Raw genomic sequence first — 15,650 nt, 5'->3', positions numbered from 1 at the left:
AGATCCGTCGATGAATCGTCTCGGGGCCGCCGCCAGCCCCTATCTCCTGCAGCACAAGGACAACCCCGTCCATTGGTGGGAATGGAGCGAGGAAGCCTTTGCCGAGGCAAAGTCAAGCGGTCGCCCGGTCCTGCTCTCGGTCGGCTATGCCGCCTGCCACTGGTGCCATGTCATGGCCCATGAGAGCTTTGAGGACTTGGCAACCGCGGCGCTGATGAACGCGCGCTTCGTCAACATCAAGGTCGACCGGGAGGAGCGACCCGATATCGATCAGGTCTACATGAACGCGCTGCACAGCCTGGGCGAACAGGGGGGCTGGCCGCTGACCATGTTCCTCACCGCCGACCGTCAGCCATTCTGGGGCGGCACCTATTTTCCGCCAACGGCGCGCTATGGACGGCCCTCCTTCAGCCAGGTGCTGCAGCAGATCGCGGCCGTCCACGCAAAAGAGCCCGAGCGGGTCGCGCGCAATGCCGCCGCGATCAAGGCTGCACTCGAGCAGAGTGAGGCTGCAGCAAGCCCGGAAGCCCGATACAAACCTGACCTCGACCAGATCGCCAGCGAGATCGCCCAATCCTTCGATCCGCAGCATGGCGGGCTGCGCGGCGCACCAAAATTCCCCAATCCTGGCCTGATCGAGCTGCTCTGGCGTCACGGCAGCCGCACTGGGAACGCGACCACACTCCTGCCGGCGACCCGCACCCTGGAACGCATGGCGCGTGGCGGCATTCACGATCACCTCGGCGGCGGCTTCGCCCGATACTCGGTCGACGAGCGCTGGCTCGTGCCGCATTTCGAGAAGATGCTTTATGACAATGCCCAGCTACTCGGGCTCTATGCGCTCGAGGCGAAGCGCAGCGGCAATCCACTGGCGCACAGCGCGGCCCAGGGCATCGTCACCTGGCTTGAGCGGGACATGCTGCTACAGGAGGGCGCTTTCGCCTCCAGCCTCGATGCCGATTCCGAGGGGGTCGAAGGCAAATTCTATGTCTGGACTGCATCGGAGCTGGCCAGCCATCTCACGCCAGCCGACGCAGAACTCTTCGCCCGGCACTATGACGTCACCGCCCATGGCAACTGGGAAGGCGTCACAATCCTCAACCGGCTCGACACGCCCGATCCGGATCCGGCATTCGAGCAGCAATTGGCCAACATCCGGCGGGATCTCCTGGCGTTGCGCGCTCGCCGGGTTCCTCCGGCCCGCGACGACAAAATCCTGGCCGACTGGAATGGGCTGATGATCGCGGCGCTCGTGCGAGCCTCCGGTCTACTCGCGGAGCCCGCCTGGCTGGCCCTTGCTCGGCGAGCCTACCATTTCGTCGCCGAATCAATGAAGCATGGCGACGGCCTCGCTCACTCCTACCGCGCGGGCCGGTTGATCACCCCGGGCTTTGCCCTCGATCACGCGGCGATGATCGAAGCGGCCCTGGCACTCCACGACGCCACATCGGAACGGCATTTCCTTGACCACGCCCTGCGCTGGTCCGCCCATCTCTGGCGGTACTACCGCCACGTCGATACGAGTCTACTTGGTATGACTCAACGCGATAGCGCCGTTCTTCCGGTCGTACCGAGGCCGACTCACGACGACGCAGTCCCGAACGCTAATGGCGTGCATGCAGGGAACCTGCTTCGTCTGGCGGCCAAGAGCGGAGCCCCGACCGATAGGGCCCAGGCCGAACGGTTTCTCGCAGCAGCATTGGCCGCTGCCGAGCGCGCGCCGGTCGCCCATGGCTCCGTACTCAATGCTTATCATCTGGCGCGGCACGGCATCGAGATCATCCTGGCTGGACCCGAACGCGAACGTCTTCGCGCGGCTGCGCTGGCATTGCCCTACACGACGACGATGATCGTCGACTGCCCCGATCCCAGCGCGCTACCATCGGACCACCCAGCCGCTTCCATGGCGCGTCTTGCAGGCAGCGGTGCCGCCTTCATCTGTTTCGCCGGGCGTTGCCTGCCTCCCGTAACGGATCCGAATCAATTGCAGGATGCCGTTTCTGCTGGCCGGTGACCCCGGATCCAAACAAGAAAGGCGGGTCGGCATGACTGCCGATCCGCCTCGCTGAAAGTATTGGATCTCCGACGCTGCAGCTTCGTGCGGCGTCGCGATTCCCGATCCGATCAGGTGTTCATCGAGTCGAAGAACTCGGAGTTCTGCTTGGTCTGCCGCAGCTTGTCGATCAGGAACTCGATCGCATCCTGCGGTCCCATTGGATTCAGGATGCGGCGCAGCACATAGGTCTTCTGCAGCACATCCTTCGGCGTGATCAGCTCTTCCTTGCGGGTGCCCGACTTCAGGATGTCGATCGCCGGGAAGATGCGCTTGTCGGCCACCTTGCGGTCAAGCACGATTTCCGAGTTACCGGTGCCCTTGAACTCTTCGAAGATGACTTCGTCCATGCGGCTGCCGGTATCGATCAACGCAGTCGCGACGATGGTCAGCGAGCCGCCTTCCTCGATATTGCGGGCCGCGCCGAAGAAGCGCTTCGGCCGCTGCAGCGCGTTGGCATCGACACCACCGGTCAGCACCTTGCCGGAAGAGGGGACCACGGTGTTGTAGGCACGGCCGAGGCGCGTAATCGAGTCGAGCAGGATCACGACATCGCGGCCATGCTCCACCAGGCGCTTGGCCTTCTCGATGACCATCTCCGCGACCTGGACGTGGCGCGTGGCCGGCTCGTCGAAGGTCGAGGACACAACCTCACCCTTCACCGAACGCTGCATGTCGGTGACYTCCTCGGGCCGCTCGTCGATCAGCAGCACGATCAGATAGCACTCGGGATGATTGTTGGTGATCGACTGCGCGATGTTCTGCAGCAGAACCGTCTTACCGGTGCGCGGCGGCGCCACGATCAGGGCGCGCTGGCCTTTGCCGATCGGAGCGACGATGTCGATGACGCGGGGCGAGAAGTCCTTCTTGGTCGGATCCTGAACTTCCAGCCGCAGACGCTCGTCCGGATACAGCGGCGTCAGGTTGTCGAAATGGATCTTGTGCCGGATCTTCTCCGGGTCCTCAAAATTGATCGTGTTGACCTTGAGCAGCGCAAAATAGCGCTCGCCATCCTTGGGTCCACGGATTGGCCCTTCAACCGTATCACCCGTGCGCAGGCCGAACTTGCGGATCTGCGACGGCGAAACGTAGATGTCGTCGGGACCCGGCAGATAGTTCGAGTCGGAGGAGCGCAGGAAGCCGAACCCGTCCTGCAGCACCTCGACCACGCCCTCGCCGAGAATCTCGGTTTCCTTGGCGGCCAACTGCTTGAGGATGGCGAACATCAGCTCCTGCTTGCGCATCGTGCTGGCGTTCTCGACCTCCATGCCTTCGGCGAAGGCAAGAAGCTCGGTCGGCGATTTGACCTTGAGTTCGTGAAGCTTGATTTCCCGCATGGGGCACCCGGATCGTAAACGCCCCCACACGAATGGCGGAGGTCAGGGACTCAGTGGAGGGCTCGACAGGGCCTGGAAGGACCAGTGCGCAGGGGATGCGCACCATGAGCGTCTGCACCGGCAGCCAGCTCACGAACCATCGACAACAGGGAGGACGCAAAAAGTCGCGTTGCGCTTGATAGCTGGTTTCCCGTGGACTCTCAAGCCGGAAACGTCGGCGTCGCTCAGAACGGTTTGACGACGACCAGGATCACGATTCCGACCATCAGCAGTGCCGGCACTTCGTTGATGATCCGGTAATAGCGCGCCGACTTGTCGTTGCGATCTTCGGCAAAGGCCCTGACCCGTCCGACCAGGATGCCATGGATGGCGGAGAGGATGACCACGAGCAGAATCTTGCCGTGCAGCCAGCCACCCTTGAAGCCATAGATCGCCCAGGCGAGGTACAGACCCAGCACCCAGGTCACGATCATCGCCGGATTGATGATGCCCTTGAGGAGCCGGCGTTCCATGATCTTGAAGGTTTCGGACTGCACCGAGCCGGTCTGCGCCTCCGCGTGATAAACCATCAGCCTGGGCAAATAGAGCATGCCGGCCATCCAGGAGATGACCGCCATCACGTGAAAAGCCTTGATCCAGTCGATCAGCATCACTGCATCCTCATCATGACCTGACGGCCGCAATCAAGCGTTCGACATGAGCGATCGGCGTATCCGGCAGGATGCCATGCCCGAGATTGAAGACGAAGGGACCGGCGCCGAAGGAGGTACGGATCGCGGCGACCTCCCGTTCCAGCTCGGTACCACCTGCCCGGAGAAGTTGCGGGTCAAGGTGACCCTGGATCGGCGCCAGCGACTGGATCTGCGTCCGCGCAAATTCGCGATCGATGTCCGTCTCGAGCCCGACAGCATCAACCCCGGTCGCTTTGACATAGCTCGGAATCAGGCGGCCGGCCCCCCGGGGAAAGCCGATGACCTTTGCCTTGGGATGACGCGCCCGCACTCCGTCGACGATCCGCTTGGTCGGCGCAATGCACCAACGCATGAAATCATCTTCGCCAAGCGAGCCAGCCCAGCTGTCGAAAATCTGCACCGCATCGACGCCGCCATCGAGCTGAGCGTTGAGATGAGCGATGGACGCCATCACGATCCGGTCGATCAGCCGGGCGAACAGCTCCGGGTCTCGTGTGAAGAGTTCCTTCGCGGGACCCTGATCCGGCGTGCCCCGCCCAGCCACCATGTAGGTCGCGACCGTCCAAGGCGCCCCGCAGAAGCCGATGAAGGCGGTGTTGCCTGGCAGGGCAGCCTTGACCTTGCCAACCGTTTCGTAGACCGGCGCCAGCACGTCCTGGTCGATCTCCTCGTGGATCTCGCCTAGCCTCTTCGCATCGCCCACGGGCTCCAACCGCGGACCTTCGCCCTGGACGAACCAGAGCTTCTGCCCAAGCGCATGCGGCACGACGAGGATGTCGCAGAACAGGATCGCTGCATCGAAACCGAAACGGCGGATTGGCTGAAGGGTCACTTCGGTAGCAAAGGCCGGATTGTAGCAGAGCTCGAGAAAGCCACCTGCCTTGGCCCGGACCTCGCGGTACTCCGGCAGATAGCGTCCGGCCTGGCGCATCAGCCAGATCGGCGGCCTTGCCATCACCTCGCCCGAAAGGCTCCGCAGGAAAACCGGATCTTCGTTCGCCATGCCCACTCCGGTCAGCCGTTCAGGTCTGAATCTTAAAAGAATCTTAGAGAGATATTCTTTTGTTTTGACTCTTGGTCAGGGGCAAATAGCCCGGCCCAACTTTGTCCACAACCGGTCCACAGGGCGAGCCGATGTCGCAGGGTGGAATCGCCCGGGGGGTGGGGCGCCTTAACTGATTAGTAAGAAATCAGAATCGCGGCCGGGGCTGCCGATCGTTAAAATGATTCACGTGAAACATCGCTCCACGTGTCCCCAGGGGCCAGCCTGTTGATGGAAAGAGGGAGTTATACAGTCGCGGTCCCGCGCTCCGCTCGGATGTACGGTTGTCCACAGCAGTCCCCATGACCAGCGTGACCCCTCATCGCGGTCAGCGCTGGGGGTCCCGGTCCAGGACGACAATTTGCATTGCCGATATGGCGCGCTAGAGGTTGCAACTTCGTTAAGCCCCGGGAGCCCACGTGGCGCGCAACTATTTTCATTTGCATCTGGTGTCCGATGCCACCGGCGAGACCCTGATTGCGGTCAGCCGGGCCGCCGCCGCCCAATATGAATCGGTCTCGGCCATCGAGCATGTCTATCCGCTGGTCCGCTCCGAGGCGCAGCTTGCCCGGGTCCTGGCGGAGATCGAATCCTCGCCCGGGGTCGTGCTCTACACGCTCGTCGAAGCGGAATGGGCCGAGCGGCTCGAGAAATTCTGCCAGGAGCTCGGCTGCCCCTGTCTGTCGGTGCTGAACCCGGTGCTGTCCCTGTTCCAGTCCTATCTCGGCCAGGCGGGGTCGCCGCGGCCGGGCGCGCAGCATGTCCTCAACGCCGAATATTTCCGCCGCATCGACGCGATGAACTACACGCTGATGCATGATGACGGGCAGCTTGGAGGCGATCTGGAAAGCGCGGATATCATCCTCGTCGGCATCAGCCGAACCTCGAAGACACCGACCAGCATCTATCTCGCCAATCGCGGTATCAAGACCGCCAACGTACCGCTGGTCCCCCATGTGCCTTTGCCGGTCGAACTTGAACGGCTGAGAAAGCCGTTGATCGTCGGGCTGGTCGCCAGCGCTGAGCGCATCGTCCAGATTCGACAGAACCGGTTGCTCTCGATGAAGGCGGATGATGAGACGCCCTATGTCGACCCTACAGCCGTGGCCGACGAGATCGCGCAGTCGCGCAAGCTTTGCGCCCGCAGGGGTTGGCCGGTGATCGATGTCACCCGGCGCTCGATCGAGGAGACGGCGGCAGCGATCCTCGACCTGCTGCGCGACCATCGCATGAAGTTCATCGCGACATGACGAAGAGGCCCTCTCTCTGGCGTGCAGCGGCGCCGCTGCTGCTTGCTTCCGGCAGTACGACCCGGGCTGGGATGCTGCGCGCAGCCGGGATCCCGGTGGACACCCTGAAGCCCGACATCGACGAGCGAGCCGCCGAGGCGCCGCTCCTCGCACAGGGTGTCGAAGGCGAGGCGATCGCGACCGCGCTTGCCTGCGCGAAGGCGCTGCATGTCTCCGTGATGAAGCCCGGCCGCTTCGTGCTCGGCGCCGACCAGACGTTGACCTGCGAGGGCCAGATCTTTCACAAGCCCGAGAATCTCCCTGGCGCCGCCGCGCAGATCGCGACATTGGCTGGGCGCACGCATGAGCTTCATTCCGCCTTTGTGCTGGCGCGCGACGGCGAGATCCTGGCTGAAGGCGGGCAGACCGCACGACTGACGATGCGGCGGCTCGAGCTCGATTTCATCGCGACCTATGTCGAACTTGCTGGCCCGGCGATCCTGACCAGCGTTGGCGGCTACCAGCTCGAGGGCCTTGGTTCCCAGCTCTTCGCTGCCGTCGAGGGCGACCATTTCACCATTCTCGGCCTCCCGCTCCTTGCCGTACTCGAGGCCCTGCGCGAGCAGGGCGCTCTCGTCGATTGATCCGGACATCTGAATTCCATGACCCGTCGCTGTTTCGTCATCGGTCACCCGATCGCCCATTCACGCTCGCCGCTCATTCACGGCAGCTGGATCGCCGAGCATGGGCTCGATGGATCCTATGAACGCATCGATGTCGCACCGGCTGCACTCTCGTCGTTCATGGCCCGGGTGCGGAGCGGCGAATTCGTGGGCGGCAACGTCACAGTTCCCCACAAGGAGGCGTCGCTGCTGCTGGTCGATGAACTCAGCCCCGTCGCCCGCGCGATGGGTGCGGTGAATACGATCTGGCGTGACGATGGTCGCCTGTTCGGCGACAACACCGATGCTGCCGGCTTCCTCGCCCATCTCGACGCCAGCGTTCCCGGCTGGAGCGAGCGGGTCGCAACGGCTCTCATTCTTGGCTCGGGCGGCGCGGCGCGGGCGATCGGTTTTGGACTGAAGGCGCGCGGCCTCGAGCGGATCATCCTCGTCAACCGCAGCGCGGACCGAGCCATGGAACTTGCCCGGGCACTTGGAGCTCCGGTCGAGGCGCGAGACTGGTCAAGGCGTCATGAGCTGGTCGAATCGGCCGATCTGATCGTCAACACGACGGCGCTTGGGATGAACGGCAAGCCGCCGCTCGATCTCGATCTCACCAGGCTCCGCCCCGGCACGATCGTTGACGACATCGTGTACGTGCCGTTGCGGACGCCCCTGCTCGAAGAGGCGGAACGTCGCGGCGGTGTTCCGGTCGATGGCCTCGGCATGCTGCTGCATCAGGCCGCCCCCGGTTTCGCGCGCTGGTTCGGTGTGACCCCGAAGGTCACGCCGGCGCTGCGGGCCCGGCTCGAAGCCGATATCCTGGGCGCCTGATTCGCTGGGTGCCGCATGACCTTCATCCTGGGACTGACCGGCTCGATCGGCATGGGAAAGTCGACCACCTCGGAGATGTTCCGGGCCCACGGCGTGCCTGTCCATGATGCCGATGCCACCGTCCATGCGCTCTACCGGGGCAGGGCGGTCGCACCGATCGCGGCAGCCTTTCCGGAGACTGTAGTAAATGGGGCCGTGGATCGTGCCCGACTCTCCTCGATGGTTGTGGGCAAGCCCGAAGCCCTGCGCGCGCTGGAGGCGATCATTCATCCTCTGGTGCGGGAGGAGGAGATCGCTTTCATCAAGAACTGCATTGCAGCGGGGAGCGATATCGGGGTCCTCGATGTGCCGCTCCTGCTTGAGGTTGGAGGAGGGTATCGCTGTGACGCCGTCGTCGTGATCACGGCATCAGCCGAAGTGCAGCGCGCCCGCGTTTTGGCGCGTCCGGAGATGACGGCGGAGAAGCTGGACGCGATCCTTGCGCGCCAGATGCCGGATGCCGAGAAGCGCCGGCACGCTCACTTCCTTGTGGACACCTCGCATGGCTTGCTGGTGGCACAGAGGCAGGTCCGCTCTATCCTCCAGGCATTGGCCGGCCGTCCTGGCCGGAGCCGGCAAGAAAAGGCGTCCAGGCATGCGTGAGATCGTTCTCGATACCGAGACGACCGGCGTCGAAGCCAATGGCGGCGATCGCGTCGTTGAAATCGGCTGCGTCGAACTGGTCAATCACTGCCCATCCGGCCGTACCTTCCATCAATACATCAACCCCGAGCGGGCGATGGCGGAAGGCGCCTTCAAGGTCCACGGACTGTCCGATGCCTTCCTGGCGGACAAGCCCGTCTTCGCGGCCATTGCCGAGGAGTTTGCAGCCTTCATCGATGGCGCGCGGCTCGTCATCCACAACGCGTCCTTCGACGTCGGCTTCCTGAACATGGAGATGAAGCGTGTCGGCCGTGGCCCGATCGATCCATCGCTGGTCGTCGATACGCTGGCGATGGCGCGACGCAAGCATCCCGGAGCCTCGAACAGTCTCGATGCGCTCTGCCAGCGCTACGGCATCGACAATACGAGGCGCACCCAGCACGGCGCGCTGCTCGATTCGGAGATTCTCGCCGAGGTCTATATCGAGCTGATCGGCGGCAAACAGGCCGATCTCGGACTTGGCGTGGTCAGCGCTTCCGGTCCCGGCAACGGTCTCGCCGATCTTTCCGAGCGGCCGCAGCGCCAGCGCCCGCTCGCCCCCTGCCTCGACGAGGCGGCAATGGCCGCTCATGAGAGCTTCATCCTGACCCTGAAGACACCGCTCTGGAGCGGCTATCTCGGTCTGGCCAAGGAAAGCTGAGCCGCTTGTGGCGGCTCAGCTTCGGGTCGGTCAGCCGCGGCTACGATCGGCGCGCCGGGACATCATGTTGAGACCCTCGATCAGCGCCGAGAAGGCCATGGCGGCGTAGATGTAGCCCTTCGGGATATGGGCGCCGAAACCCTCGCCGATCAGCGTGGCGCCGATCATCAGCAGGAAGCCSAGSGCCAGCATCACGATCGTCGGGTTCTTTTCGATGAACTTCGCCAGCGGGTCGGCGGCCAGCAGCATCACCAGCACGGCGACGATCACCGCAATCATCATCACCGGGACATGCTCGGTCATGCCGACGGCCGTGATGATGCTGTCGATCGAGAAGACCAGATCGAGCAGCAGGATCTGGAAGATCGCAGCGCCGAAGGTCACGGTTGCCGCACGGCCGCCGTCGAACACATCGGGCCCGTGATTGACGTCGACCTTGTGATGGATTTCGGTCGTCGCCTTCCAGACCAGAAAAAGGCCGCCGGCGATCAGGATGAAATCGCGCCAGGAGAAGGCCTTGCCGAAGAGCGAGACGATCGGCTCCGTCAATTGCACGATGAAGGCGACGGTACCGAGCAGCGCGAGCCGCATGAACAGGGCAAGCCCGATGCCGATCTTGCGGCCGAGCGAACGTTGCTCCTCAGGCAGCTTGTTGGTCAGGATCGAGATGAAGATCAGATTGTCGATGCCGAGGACAACCTCCATGGCGATCAGTGCCCCGAGAGCCGCCCATACGGCGGGGTCGGCAGCAAGCGTCATCAGATGGTCCATCGGGTCTCCACATAACAAAATGCGGACGCCGGATTGGCGCCCGCTTCAATGAATGTGGGAGATGGAGTTTGCCTTGCCGATGCGCAAGGCGTTGCGAAATGCGCGCGATTATTGATTGAAATGCAAGAAAGGGCCCGCGAGGGCCCTTTCGATATCGTCGGCTTGCGGAGGCGGCAGGCTCGCTCAGGCGTTAGGCGCCTGCGGCTGCTGGGCCTGAAGCTCCTGCATGCGCTGTTGATACAGCATCGCGAAATCGATCTGCGGAACATAGAAAGGCGGGAAGCCGCCGGTCTGGACCGCGTCCGCGATGATCTGGCGGGCGAACGGGAACAGCAGCCGCGCGCAGTCGATCACCAGAACGGGGTGAATATGCTCCTGCGGGATGTTCAGCAGCCGGAACACGCCAGCATAGCTGAGATCGAACGCAAACAGCGTCTCGTTGTTCAGGACGGCCTTGCCCTCGAGCTGGAGCACGGTCTCGTAATCGGTCTCCGACAGCGCGGTGGTCGAGACGTTGACCTGCAGGGACATCTGCGGGCCCTGCTCGTTCTGCTGGCCGAGGGCGCGGGGCGCCTTCGGATTCTCGAAGGAGAAGTCCTTGGTGTACTGGATCAGGGCATTCATGCTCGGCTGAGCGTTCGCCTCGCTCGCGCCGTTGCCGTTGGGGATGTCGTTGGCCATCGGTCCCATCATCGTCTGGCAGGCTTTAATCGGGAAATCCCACGCCTTGCCGGCGCCCGGGACTGCGCACCGCTCCCCGGTGCAATGCTTGCGTCGGCTATCATGGAGCTTCCTCAGGCACAAGAAGCCGCCTTCACAAGCTCGGGGGTGGATGTTACGAGCCTTGATCACCATATCGCATGCGGCGGCCGGCCGACCGCCGCCGTTGATGCGAGGCGGTCACTGGGGTTCCGGATCAGCGTTCGATGCAAAATTCCTTCGACATGACGACTTTGGTCTTCCTGGCTCTGGCCGTTTTCGTCGCCTGGAAGCTTCGCTCCGTGCTTGGCCAGAAGACCGGCAGCGAGCAGCCGCCAAAGGATCCCTTCGCGCGGCGTGAGACGCCGCCGATGCGACCTGATCAGGCCGGCGCTCCCGAGGCCAAGCGCGACAATGTCATTCGCCTGCCGGGCGCAGCCAATGATCCCGCTGCGACAGCCGTTCCTGCGGCCGAGCGCTGGAAGGACATTGCGCCTGCGGATTCGCCGATCCTTGCCGGCATCGAGGCCATCGTTCGCCAGGAGCAGGATTTCGACCCGAAGGGTTTCCTGCAGGGTGCGAAATCCGCTTACGAGACCATCGTCACCGCCTTCGCCCGCGGCGACCGCAAGGTCCTGAAGGGCCTCCTCGCCAAGGAAGTCTATGATGGCTTCGAGCAGGCGATTACCGACCGCGAGAAGCGCGGCGAGAAGGCGGAATCCTCCTTCGTCTCGATCGACAAGGCCGAGATCACCGCCGTCGACGTCAAGGGCAAGACCGCTCAGGTGACGATCGCATTCGTTTCGCAGCTGATCAGTGTTGTCCGTGATGCACAGGGCGTCGTGGTCGACGGCAGCGCCGAGGCGGTTTCGGAGGTCAACGATATCTGGACCTTCTCGCGTCAGCTCGGCAGCCGCGACCCGAATTGGCTTTTGGTCGCGACCGAAGCCGGCGCGTGACCCGTGGCCTCGGGCGCATTGCGCTGGTGGCCGCCATGTTGTCCGCTGCAATGACACAAGCGCCCGCCGGTCCGAGCTTGCCGCCCGGCGCCCGCGCAGAGGTCATCTCTCCCGGCGCAATAGCGGGATGGCCGGATGACGATCACCGCATTGCGCTGACGATTTTCGCAGCTGGCTGCGCTGCCAACCCCCCGCTTCGGCAAGGCGCCCCGATCCCCCCTGCGCTCACCGCTGTCTGCGCCGAAGCCGGCAGGCTGACGGCTCGCGGGCCGGTCGATCGGACGGCGGCGCGTCGCTTCTTCGAGGAGCGTTTCAGTTTCTGGCGCATCCGGCCGAGCGGCGCCGAGGGCGGCTTCATGACCGGCTATTTCGAGCCGGAGTTCGAAGGCTCGCTCACCCCCTCCGTCCAGTTCCCAACGCCGCTCTATGCCCGCCCTGCCGATCTGGTGACGCGCCTTGCAGGCGACGCTTGGCCAGGGCTGGAACCTGCCTTGTCCGCCGCCCGCCGCACTCCCCGGGGCCTAGAGCCCTATCCCGATCGGACGGCGATCGAGAGTGGCGCACTCGACGGGCAGGGCCTGGAAATCGCCTGGCTGCGCGATCCGGTCGACCGCTTCGTGTTGCAGGTGCAGGGCTCCGGCCGGGTTCGGTTGCAGGACGGCAGGGTCGTCCGGCTGGTCTATTCCGGCCGCAACGGCCACGCCTATACCTCACTCGGCCGGGTGCTCAGCGAGCGCGAGAACATCCCGCCGGCCGAGATGACTATGGACAAGCTGGTCGCTCGGTTGAAGGCCGATGCCGGTTTTGCCCGGGACCTGATCCGCCTGAACCGCTCCTTCGTCTTCTTCGCCCGCAAGGACGACTTGCCGGCCGAGTCGGGGCCGATCGGTGGTGCGGGTTTGCCCCTGACGCCGCTGCGTAGCATCGCCGTCGACCGCGCCATCTGGCCCTACGGACTGCCGGCCTGGATCGATGCGACAATTCCCACCGGCAGCGGCGACATGGAGCGGCTGTCGCGCTTGATGATTGCGCAGGATACGGGATCCGCCATCGTCGGACCGTCGCGGGTCGACCTGTTCGTCGGTTCCGGCCAGGCGGCGGGTCATCGCGCCGGGCTGGTCCGCCATTCCTTTGACTTCACGGTGCTCTGGCCGCGGGCGGAGGCGCGCTGAGGAATGCGCCGCCGTCGCGAGAAGACCCTGTCGGAGGCCGAGATTGCCCTGTGGCGGCAGGTTGCACGTTCGGTGACGCCACTGCGGGGGCGCGCCGCACCGCCGCCTGAGGAGCCTGCAGCGGCCCCGGCGCCACCTCCAACTGAGGCTGCCGCCCCTGTTCTGGTGGTTGCCGTCAAACCGGCCAGGATCACCCCGCCGCCGCTGGCGCCGCTCGAGCGCCGCCTGCGCACCCAGTTGCGTCGCGGAACCCAATCCGTCGAGGCGGTGATCGACCTGCACGGCCTGCGGCAGGATGCCGCTCATGCGGCGCTATGTGCCTTTCTGCGCCGCGAGCAGGCGCGCGGCACCAGGCTGGCGCTGGTCGTGACGGGCAAGGGCGCCGCGGGCGATGCGATTTTCGGCGAAGAGCGTGGCGTCCTGCGCCGCAGCGTGCCGCACTGGCTGCGGCTACCTGATCTGCGCCCTTTCGTCGTCGGCTTCGAGGAGGCCGAGCAGCGCCATGGCGGCGCCGGCGCGCTCTATATCCGTCTGCGCCGGCACCGTGAGAGCGGCGCGTGACACCCTTTGGCCAGCGCGTTCGGGAGCTGCGCGCAGCTCGCGGCGTGACGCTGGCCGGAATGGCCGCGGCGCTGGGCGTCACGCCGGCCTATCTCTCGGCCCTTGAGCATGGCAAGCGCGGCCAGCCGACCTTTGCGCTGATCCAGGGCGTGATCCATTTGCTCGGCGTGATCTGGGACGAGGCTGACGAACTCGTTCGTCTCGCCGAGCTCTCCCACCCCCGCATCACGGTCGATACTGCGGGACTGGCACCGGAGGCGACGCTGGTCGCCAACCGGCTTGCCCTTGAGATCGCCGAACTCGGCCCCGACGAACTCGCCGCGCTGCGCGCCGTGCTTGACCAGGCCAGTCGCCGGCGCGGCCGTGCTTGACCGCATCGGGTCCTGATGCGAAACGCCCATCATTCGTCCCATCCTCGCCAACCCACGGAACTCCTTCATGAAAAATGCCCGTTATGATGTCCTGGCGCTCGGCAACGCCATCGTCGATGTSATCGCTCGCGCGGAAGAGGATTTTCTGGTCGCGCATGAGCTGACCAAGGGCGCGATGATGCTGATCGACGAGCCCCGTGCCGAGACGCTCTACGCGGCGATGGGCCCGGCCAAGGTCATCTCGGGTGGTTCCGCCGCCAACACCATCGCGGGCCTTGCCTCCTTTGGCGGCAAGGGCGCCTTCATCGGCAAGGTGAAGCAGGACGAGCTCGGCAAGCTCTACCGGCATGACCTGACCTCGCAGGGCGTCAGCTTCGATACGGCTTTCGCGGCCGATGGTCCGGCGACCGCCCGTTCCTTCATCTTCGTCACGCCTGATGGCGAGCGCACGATGAACACCTATCTCGGCGCCTGCCAGGGCCTCACTGTCGCGGATGTCGACAAGGATACGGTCCAGAACGCCGACATCATCTATCTCGAGGGCTATCTCTGGGATCCGCCGGCGGCCAAGGAAGCCTTCCGCAAGGCCTCGGAGTTTGCCCATGCAGCTGGCGGCCGTGTCGCGATCACCCTGTCGGATTCCTTCTGCGTGGATCGTTATCGCGACGAGTTCCTCGGGCTGATCCGCAACCGGCTGGTCGATATCGTCTTCGCCAATGAGCACGAGCTGAAGAGCCTCTACCAGACCGGCGATTTCGACAGCGCGCTCGCTGCGTTGCGCGCGGAGAATATCATTGCGGCGGTGACGCGCTCGGAGAAGGGCGCTCTGGCGGTGACGCCTGACGGCATCGTCGCCGAACCGGTCTTCCCGGTGGAGCGCATCGTCGATTCAACCGGCGCGGGCGACCTCTTCGCCGCGGGCTTCCTCTTCGGCCTGACCTCGGGCCGCGAGGTGCGGGACTCGCTGCGGCTCGGCGCGCTGGCCGCCGCCGAGATCATCAGCCATGTCGGTGCAAGGCCGGATGTGAACCTGAAGGTGCTGGCGGGCGATAACGGCTTGCTGTGACCTGATCGGGTTTCAGGTTCGGCGTGTCATGGTCGGGCGGGTCTCGATCATGGCACGCCTTTTCACGAGCCGCGTCGCAAGACGCGGCGGCCCGGCAGTGCAGCCGCGCACGACGATTCAGTACAGCGTCGCCTTCACGCGCTCCGGCAGCGCCTTGTCATAGGCAGCACCGTCAAAGGTCTCGATCGCCTCGTTCCGCGCAGTGATGTCACGCAGGATCTGTCCGGCGCTTGGCAACTCACGCCTGTCGGCATGTTTGGCCGGGTTCCAAAGGTCGGCCCGGACCACGGCGCGCGAGCACTGGAAGTAGACTTGTTCCACATCGACCACGATCACGCAGGCCGGCAGCTTTCCCGCCATCTCGAAGCGCGCGCAGAGCTCGGGGTCGGTCGAAAGCGTCGCTGTGCCGTTCACCCGCAGGGTTTCGCTGTATCCGGGGACCAGGAAGAGCATTCCGATTCTCGGATCGAACAGAATATTTCTTAATGAATCCAGACGGTTATTGCCTTTTCTGTCTGGAATCAGGAGCGTTTTCGCGTCCCGGACCGTGACAAAGCCCGGCAGATCCCCGCGCGGCGAACAATCCAGGCCCTCCGGACCGTTGGTCGCGAGCACCATGAAGGGCGAGGCGGCGATCAGCGCAGCATAGTTCTCGTCGACATGGTCGATCTCCTTGGCGACCGAGGCGGGCGCGACGGGGTTCGGATACCGGGCGGCGAGCGTCTCGAGCGAAGTGATGCTGTGGTCGGTCATGCCGATCTCCAAGAACCAATAAGTCTAGACTATTGGGAGACAGGCGTGAGCGCCAGCCCCTTCGCACCGCAAAAAAGAAAACGCCCCGCATCGTGAGATGCGGGGCG

General features: G+C 64.3%; 17 protein-coding genes. 11 read left to right on the top strand and 6 right to left on the bottom strand.

Translation table 11 applies throughout. The features are described from left to right. Positions 1-10: 10 nt before the first annotated feature. Entirely contained in the window at positions 11-2,014 is a 2,004-nt protein-coding gene (locus tag AC1DW9_RS07185) for a thioredoxin domain-containing protein (protein WP_441505109.1), read from the top strand. Between the two features lie 110 nt (positions 2,015-2,124). Here the strand turns inward: AC1DW9_RS07185 and rho are convergent, their stop codons facing one another. The 3 genes from rho to hemE all read right to left on the bottom strand — a co-directional run bounded on the left by rho (position 2,125) and on the right by hemE (position 5,085). Next, positions 2,125-3,390, bottom strand: a complete 1,266-nt coding sequence (gene rho / locus AC1DW9_RS07180; RefSeq protein WP_069878589.1) for a transcription termination factor Rho — start codon at positions 3,388-3,390, stop codon at positions 2,125-2,127. Positions 3,391-3,614: 224 nt separating this feature from the next. After that, the gene (gene hemJ, locus AC1DW9_RS07175; RefSeq protein ID WP_441492040.1) at positions 3,615-4,040 is read right to left on the bottom strand and encodes a protoporphyrinogen oxidase HemJ; all 426 of its coding nucleotides are present in this window, start codon (positions 4,038-4,040) and stop codon (positions 3,615-3,617) included. Between the two features lie 13 nt (positions 4,041-4,053). Then, positions 4,054-5,085, bottom strand: a complete 1,032-nt coding sequence (gene hemE, locus AC1DW9_RS07170; RefSeq protein ID WP_441505108.1) for a uroporphyrinogen decarboxylase — start codon at positions 5,083-5,085, stop codon at positions 4,054-4,056. Between the two features lie 458 nt (positions 5,086-5,543). Between hemE and AC1DW9_RS07165 the strand changes: the two genes are divergently transcribed. The 5 genes from AC1DW9_RS07165 to dnaQ are packed head-to-tail and all read left to right on the top strand — an operon-like array spanning position 5,544 to position 9,191. Continuing rightward, entirely contained in the window at positions 5,544-6,374 is an 831-nt protein-coding gene (locus tag AC1DW9_RS07165) for a pyruvate, water dikinase regulatory protein (protein WP_441492038.1), read from the top strand. Then, positions 6,371-6,997: a Maf family protein gene (locus AC1DW9_RS07160; RefSeq protein ID WP_441505107.1), complete on the top strand. Its 627-nt coding sequence runs from the start codon at positions 6,371-6,373 to the stop codon at positions 6,995-6,997. The genes AC1DW9_RS07165 and AC1DW9_RS07160 overlap by 4 nt, the downstream gene beginning before the upstream one ends. An 18-nt stretch (positions 6,998-7,015) precedes the next feature. Beyond that, complete coding sequence (locus AC1DW9_RS07155) at positions 7,016-7,849, top strand: shikimate dehydrogenase (RefSeq protein ID WP_476767847.1); 834 nt, start codon at positions 7,016-7,018, stop codon at positions 7,847-7,849. A gap of 15 nt (positions 7,850-7,864) precedes the next feature. Then, a complete protein-coding gene (gene coaE, locus AC1DW9_RS07150) occupies positions 7,865-8,491 on the top strand; it encodes a dephospho-CoA kinase (protein ID WP_476767846.1) in 627 nt (208 codons plus the stop codon). After that, a complete protein-coding gene (gene dnaQ / locus AC1DW9_RS07145) occupies positions 8,484-9,191 on the top strand; it encodes a DNA polymerase III subunit epsilon (RefSeq protein WP_476775123.1) in 708 nt (235 codons plus the stop codon). The genes coaE and dnaQ overlap by 8 nt, the downstream gene beginning before the upstream one ends. Positions 9,192-9,221: 30 nt before the next feature. On the opposite strand, the gene AC1DW9_RS07140 is transcribed toward dnaQ, so the two are convergent. Together AC1DW9_RS07140 and secB are read right to left on the bottom strand one after the other, a co-directional pair. Further along, positions 9,222-9,962 (bottom strand): TerC family protein, encoded by a 741-nt coding sequence (locus AC1DW9_RS07140; protein WP_476767844.1) that lies wholly within the window; start codon positions 9,960-9,962, stop codon positions 9,222-9,224. A gap of 183 nt (positions 9,963-10,145) precedes the next feature. Continuing rightward, entirely contained in the window at positions 10,146-10,643 is a 498-nt protein-coding gene (gene secB, locus AC1DW9_RS07135; protein ID WP_069878580.1) for a protein-export chaperone SecB, read from the bottom strand. A gap of 245 nt (positions 10,644-10,888) precedes the next feature. Between secB and AC1DW9_RS07130 the strand changes: the two genes are divergently transcribed. The 5 genes from AC1DW9_RS07130 to AC1DW9_RS07110 all read left to right on the top strand — a co-directional run bounded on the left by AC1DW9_RS07130 (position 10,889) and on the right by AC1DW9_RS07110 (position 14,790). Beyond that, the gene (locus tag AC1DW9_RS07130; RefSeq protein ID WP_441505102.1) at positions 10,889-11,620 is read left to right on the top strand and encodes a Tim44/TimA family putative adaptor protein; all 732 of its coding nucleotides are present in this window, start codon (positions 10,889-10,891) and stop codon (positions 11,618-11,620) included. Beyond that, on the top strand, positions 11,617-12,792 hold the full coding sequence (gene mltA / locus AC1DW9_RS07125) for a murein transglycosylase A (RefSeq protein WP_476767843.1): 1,176 nt from the start codon (positions 11,617-11,619) through the stop codon (positions 12,790-12,792). The genes AC1DW9_RS07130 and mltA overlap by 4 nt, the downstream gene beginning before the upstream one ends. A gap of 3 nt (positions 12,793-12,795) precedes the next feature. Continuing rightward, on the top strand, positions 12,796-13,353 hold the full coding sequence (locus AC1DW9_RS07120; protein WP_441492031.1) for a Smr/MutS family protein: 558 nt from the start codon (positions 12,796-12,798) through the stop codon (positions 13,351-13,353). Beyond that, on the top strand, positions 13,350-13,724 hold the full coding sequence (locus AC1DW9_RS07115) for a helix-turn-helix domain-containing protein (RefSeq protein WP_113515708.1): 375 nt from the start codon (positions 13,350-13,352) through the stop codon (positions 13,722-13,724). The genes AC1DW9_RS07120 and AC1DW9_RS07115 overlap by 4 nt, the downstream gene beginning before the upstream one ends. A 67-nt stretch (positions 13,725-13,791) precedes the next feature. Next, complete coding sequence (locus tag AC1DW9_RS07110; RefSeq protein ID WP_441492030.1) at positions 13,792-14,790, top strand: adenosine kinase; 999 nt, start codon at positions 13,792-13,794, stop codon at positions 14,788-14,790. A gap of 117 nt (positions 14,791-14,907) precedes the next feature. Here AC1DW9_RS07110 and AC1DW9_RS07105 read toward each other — a convergent pair whose 3' ends face one another. Then, positions 14,908-15,543 (bottom strand): pyridoxamine 5'-phosphate oxidase family protein, encoded by a 636-nt coding sequence (locus AC1DW9_RS07105; RefSeq protein ID WP_476775122.1) that lies wholly within the window; start codon positions 15,541-15,543, stop codon positions 14,908-14,910. Between the last annotated feature and the right edge of the window lie 107 nt (positions 15,544-15,650).

The sequence above is a fragment of the Allobosea sp. P4_E12 genome, assembly GCF_056401655.1.
The sequence above is the reverse complement of the archived record's forward strand: the minus strand, read 5'-3'. Positions and strand labels throughout refer to the sequence as shown.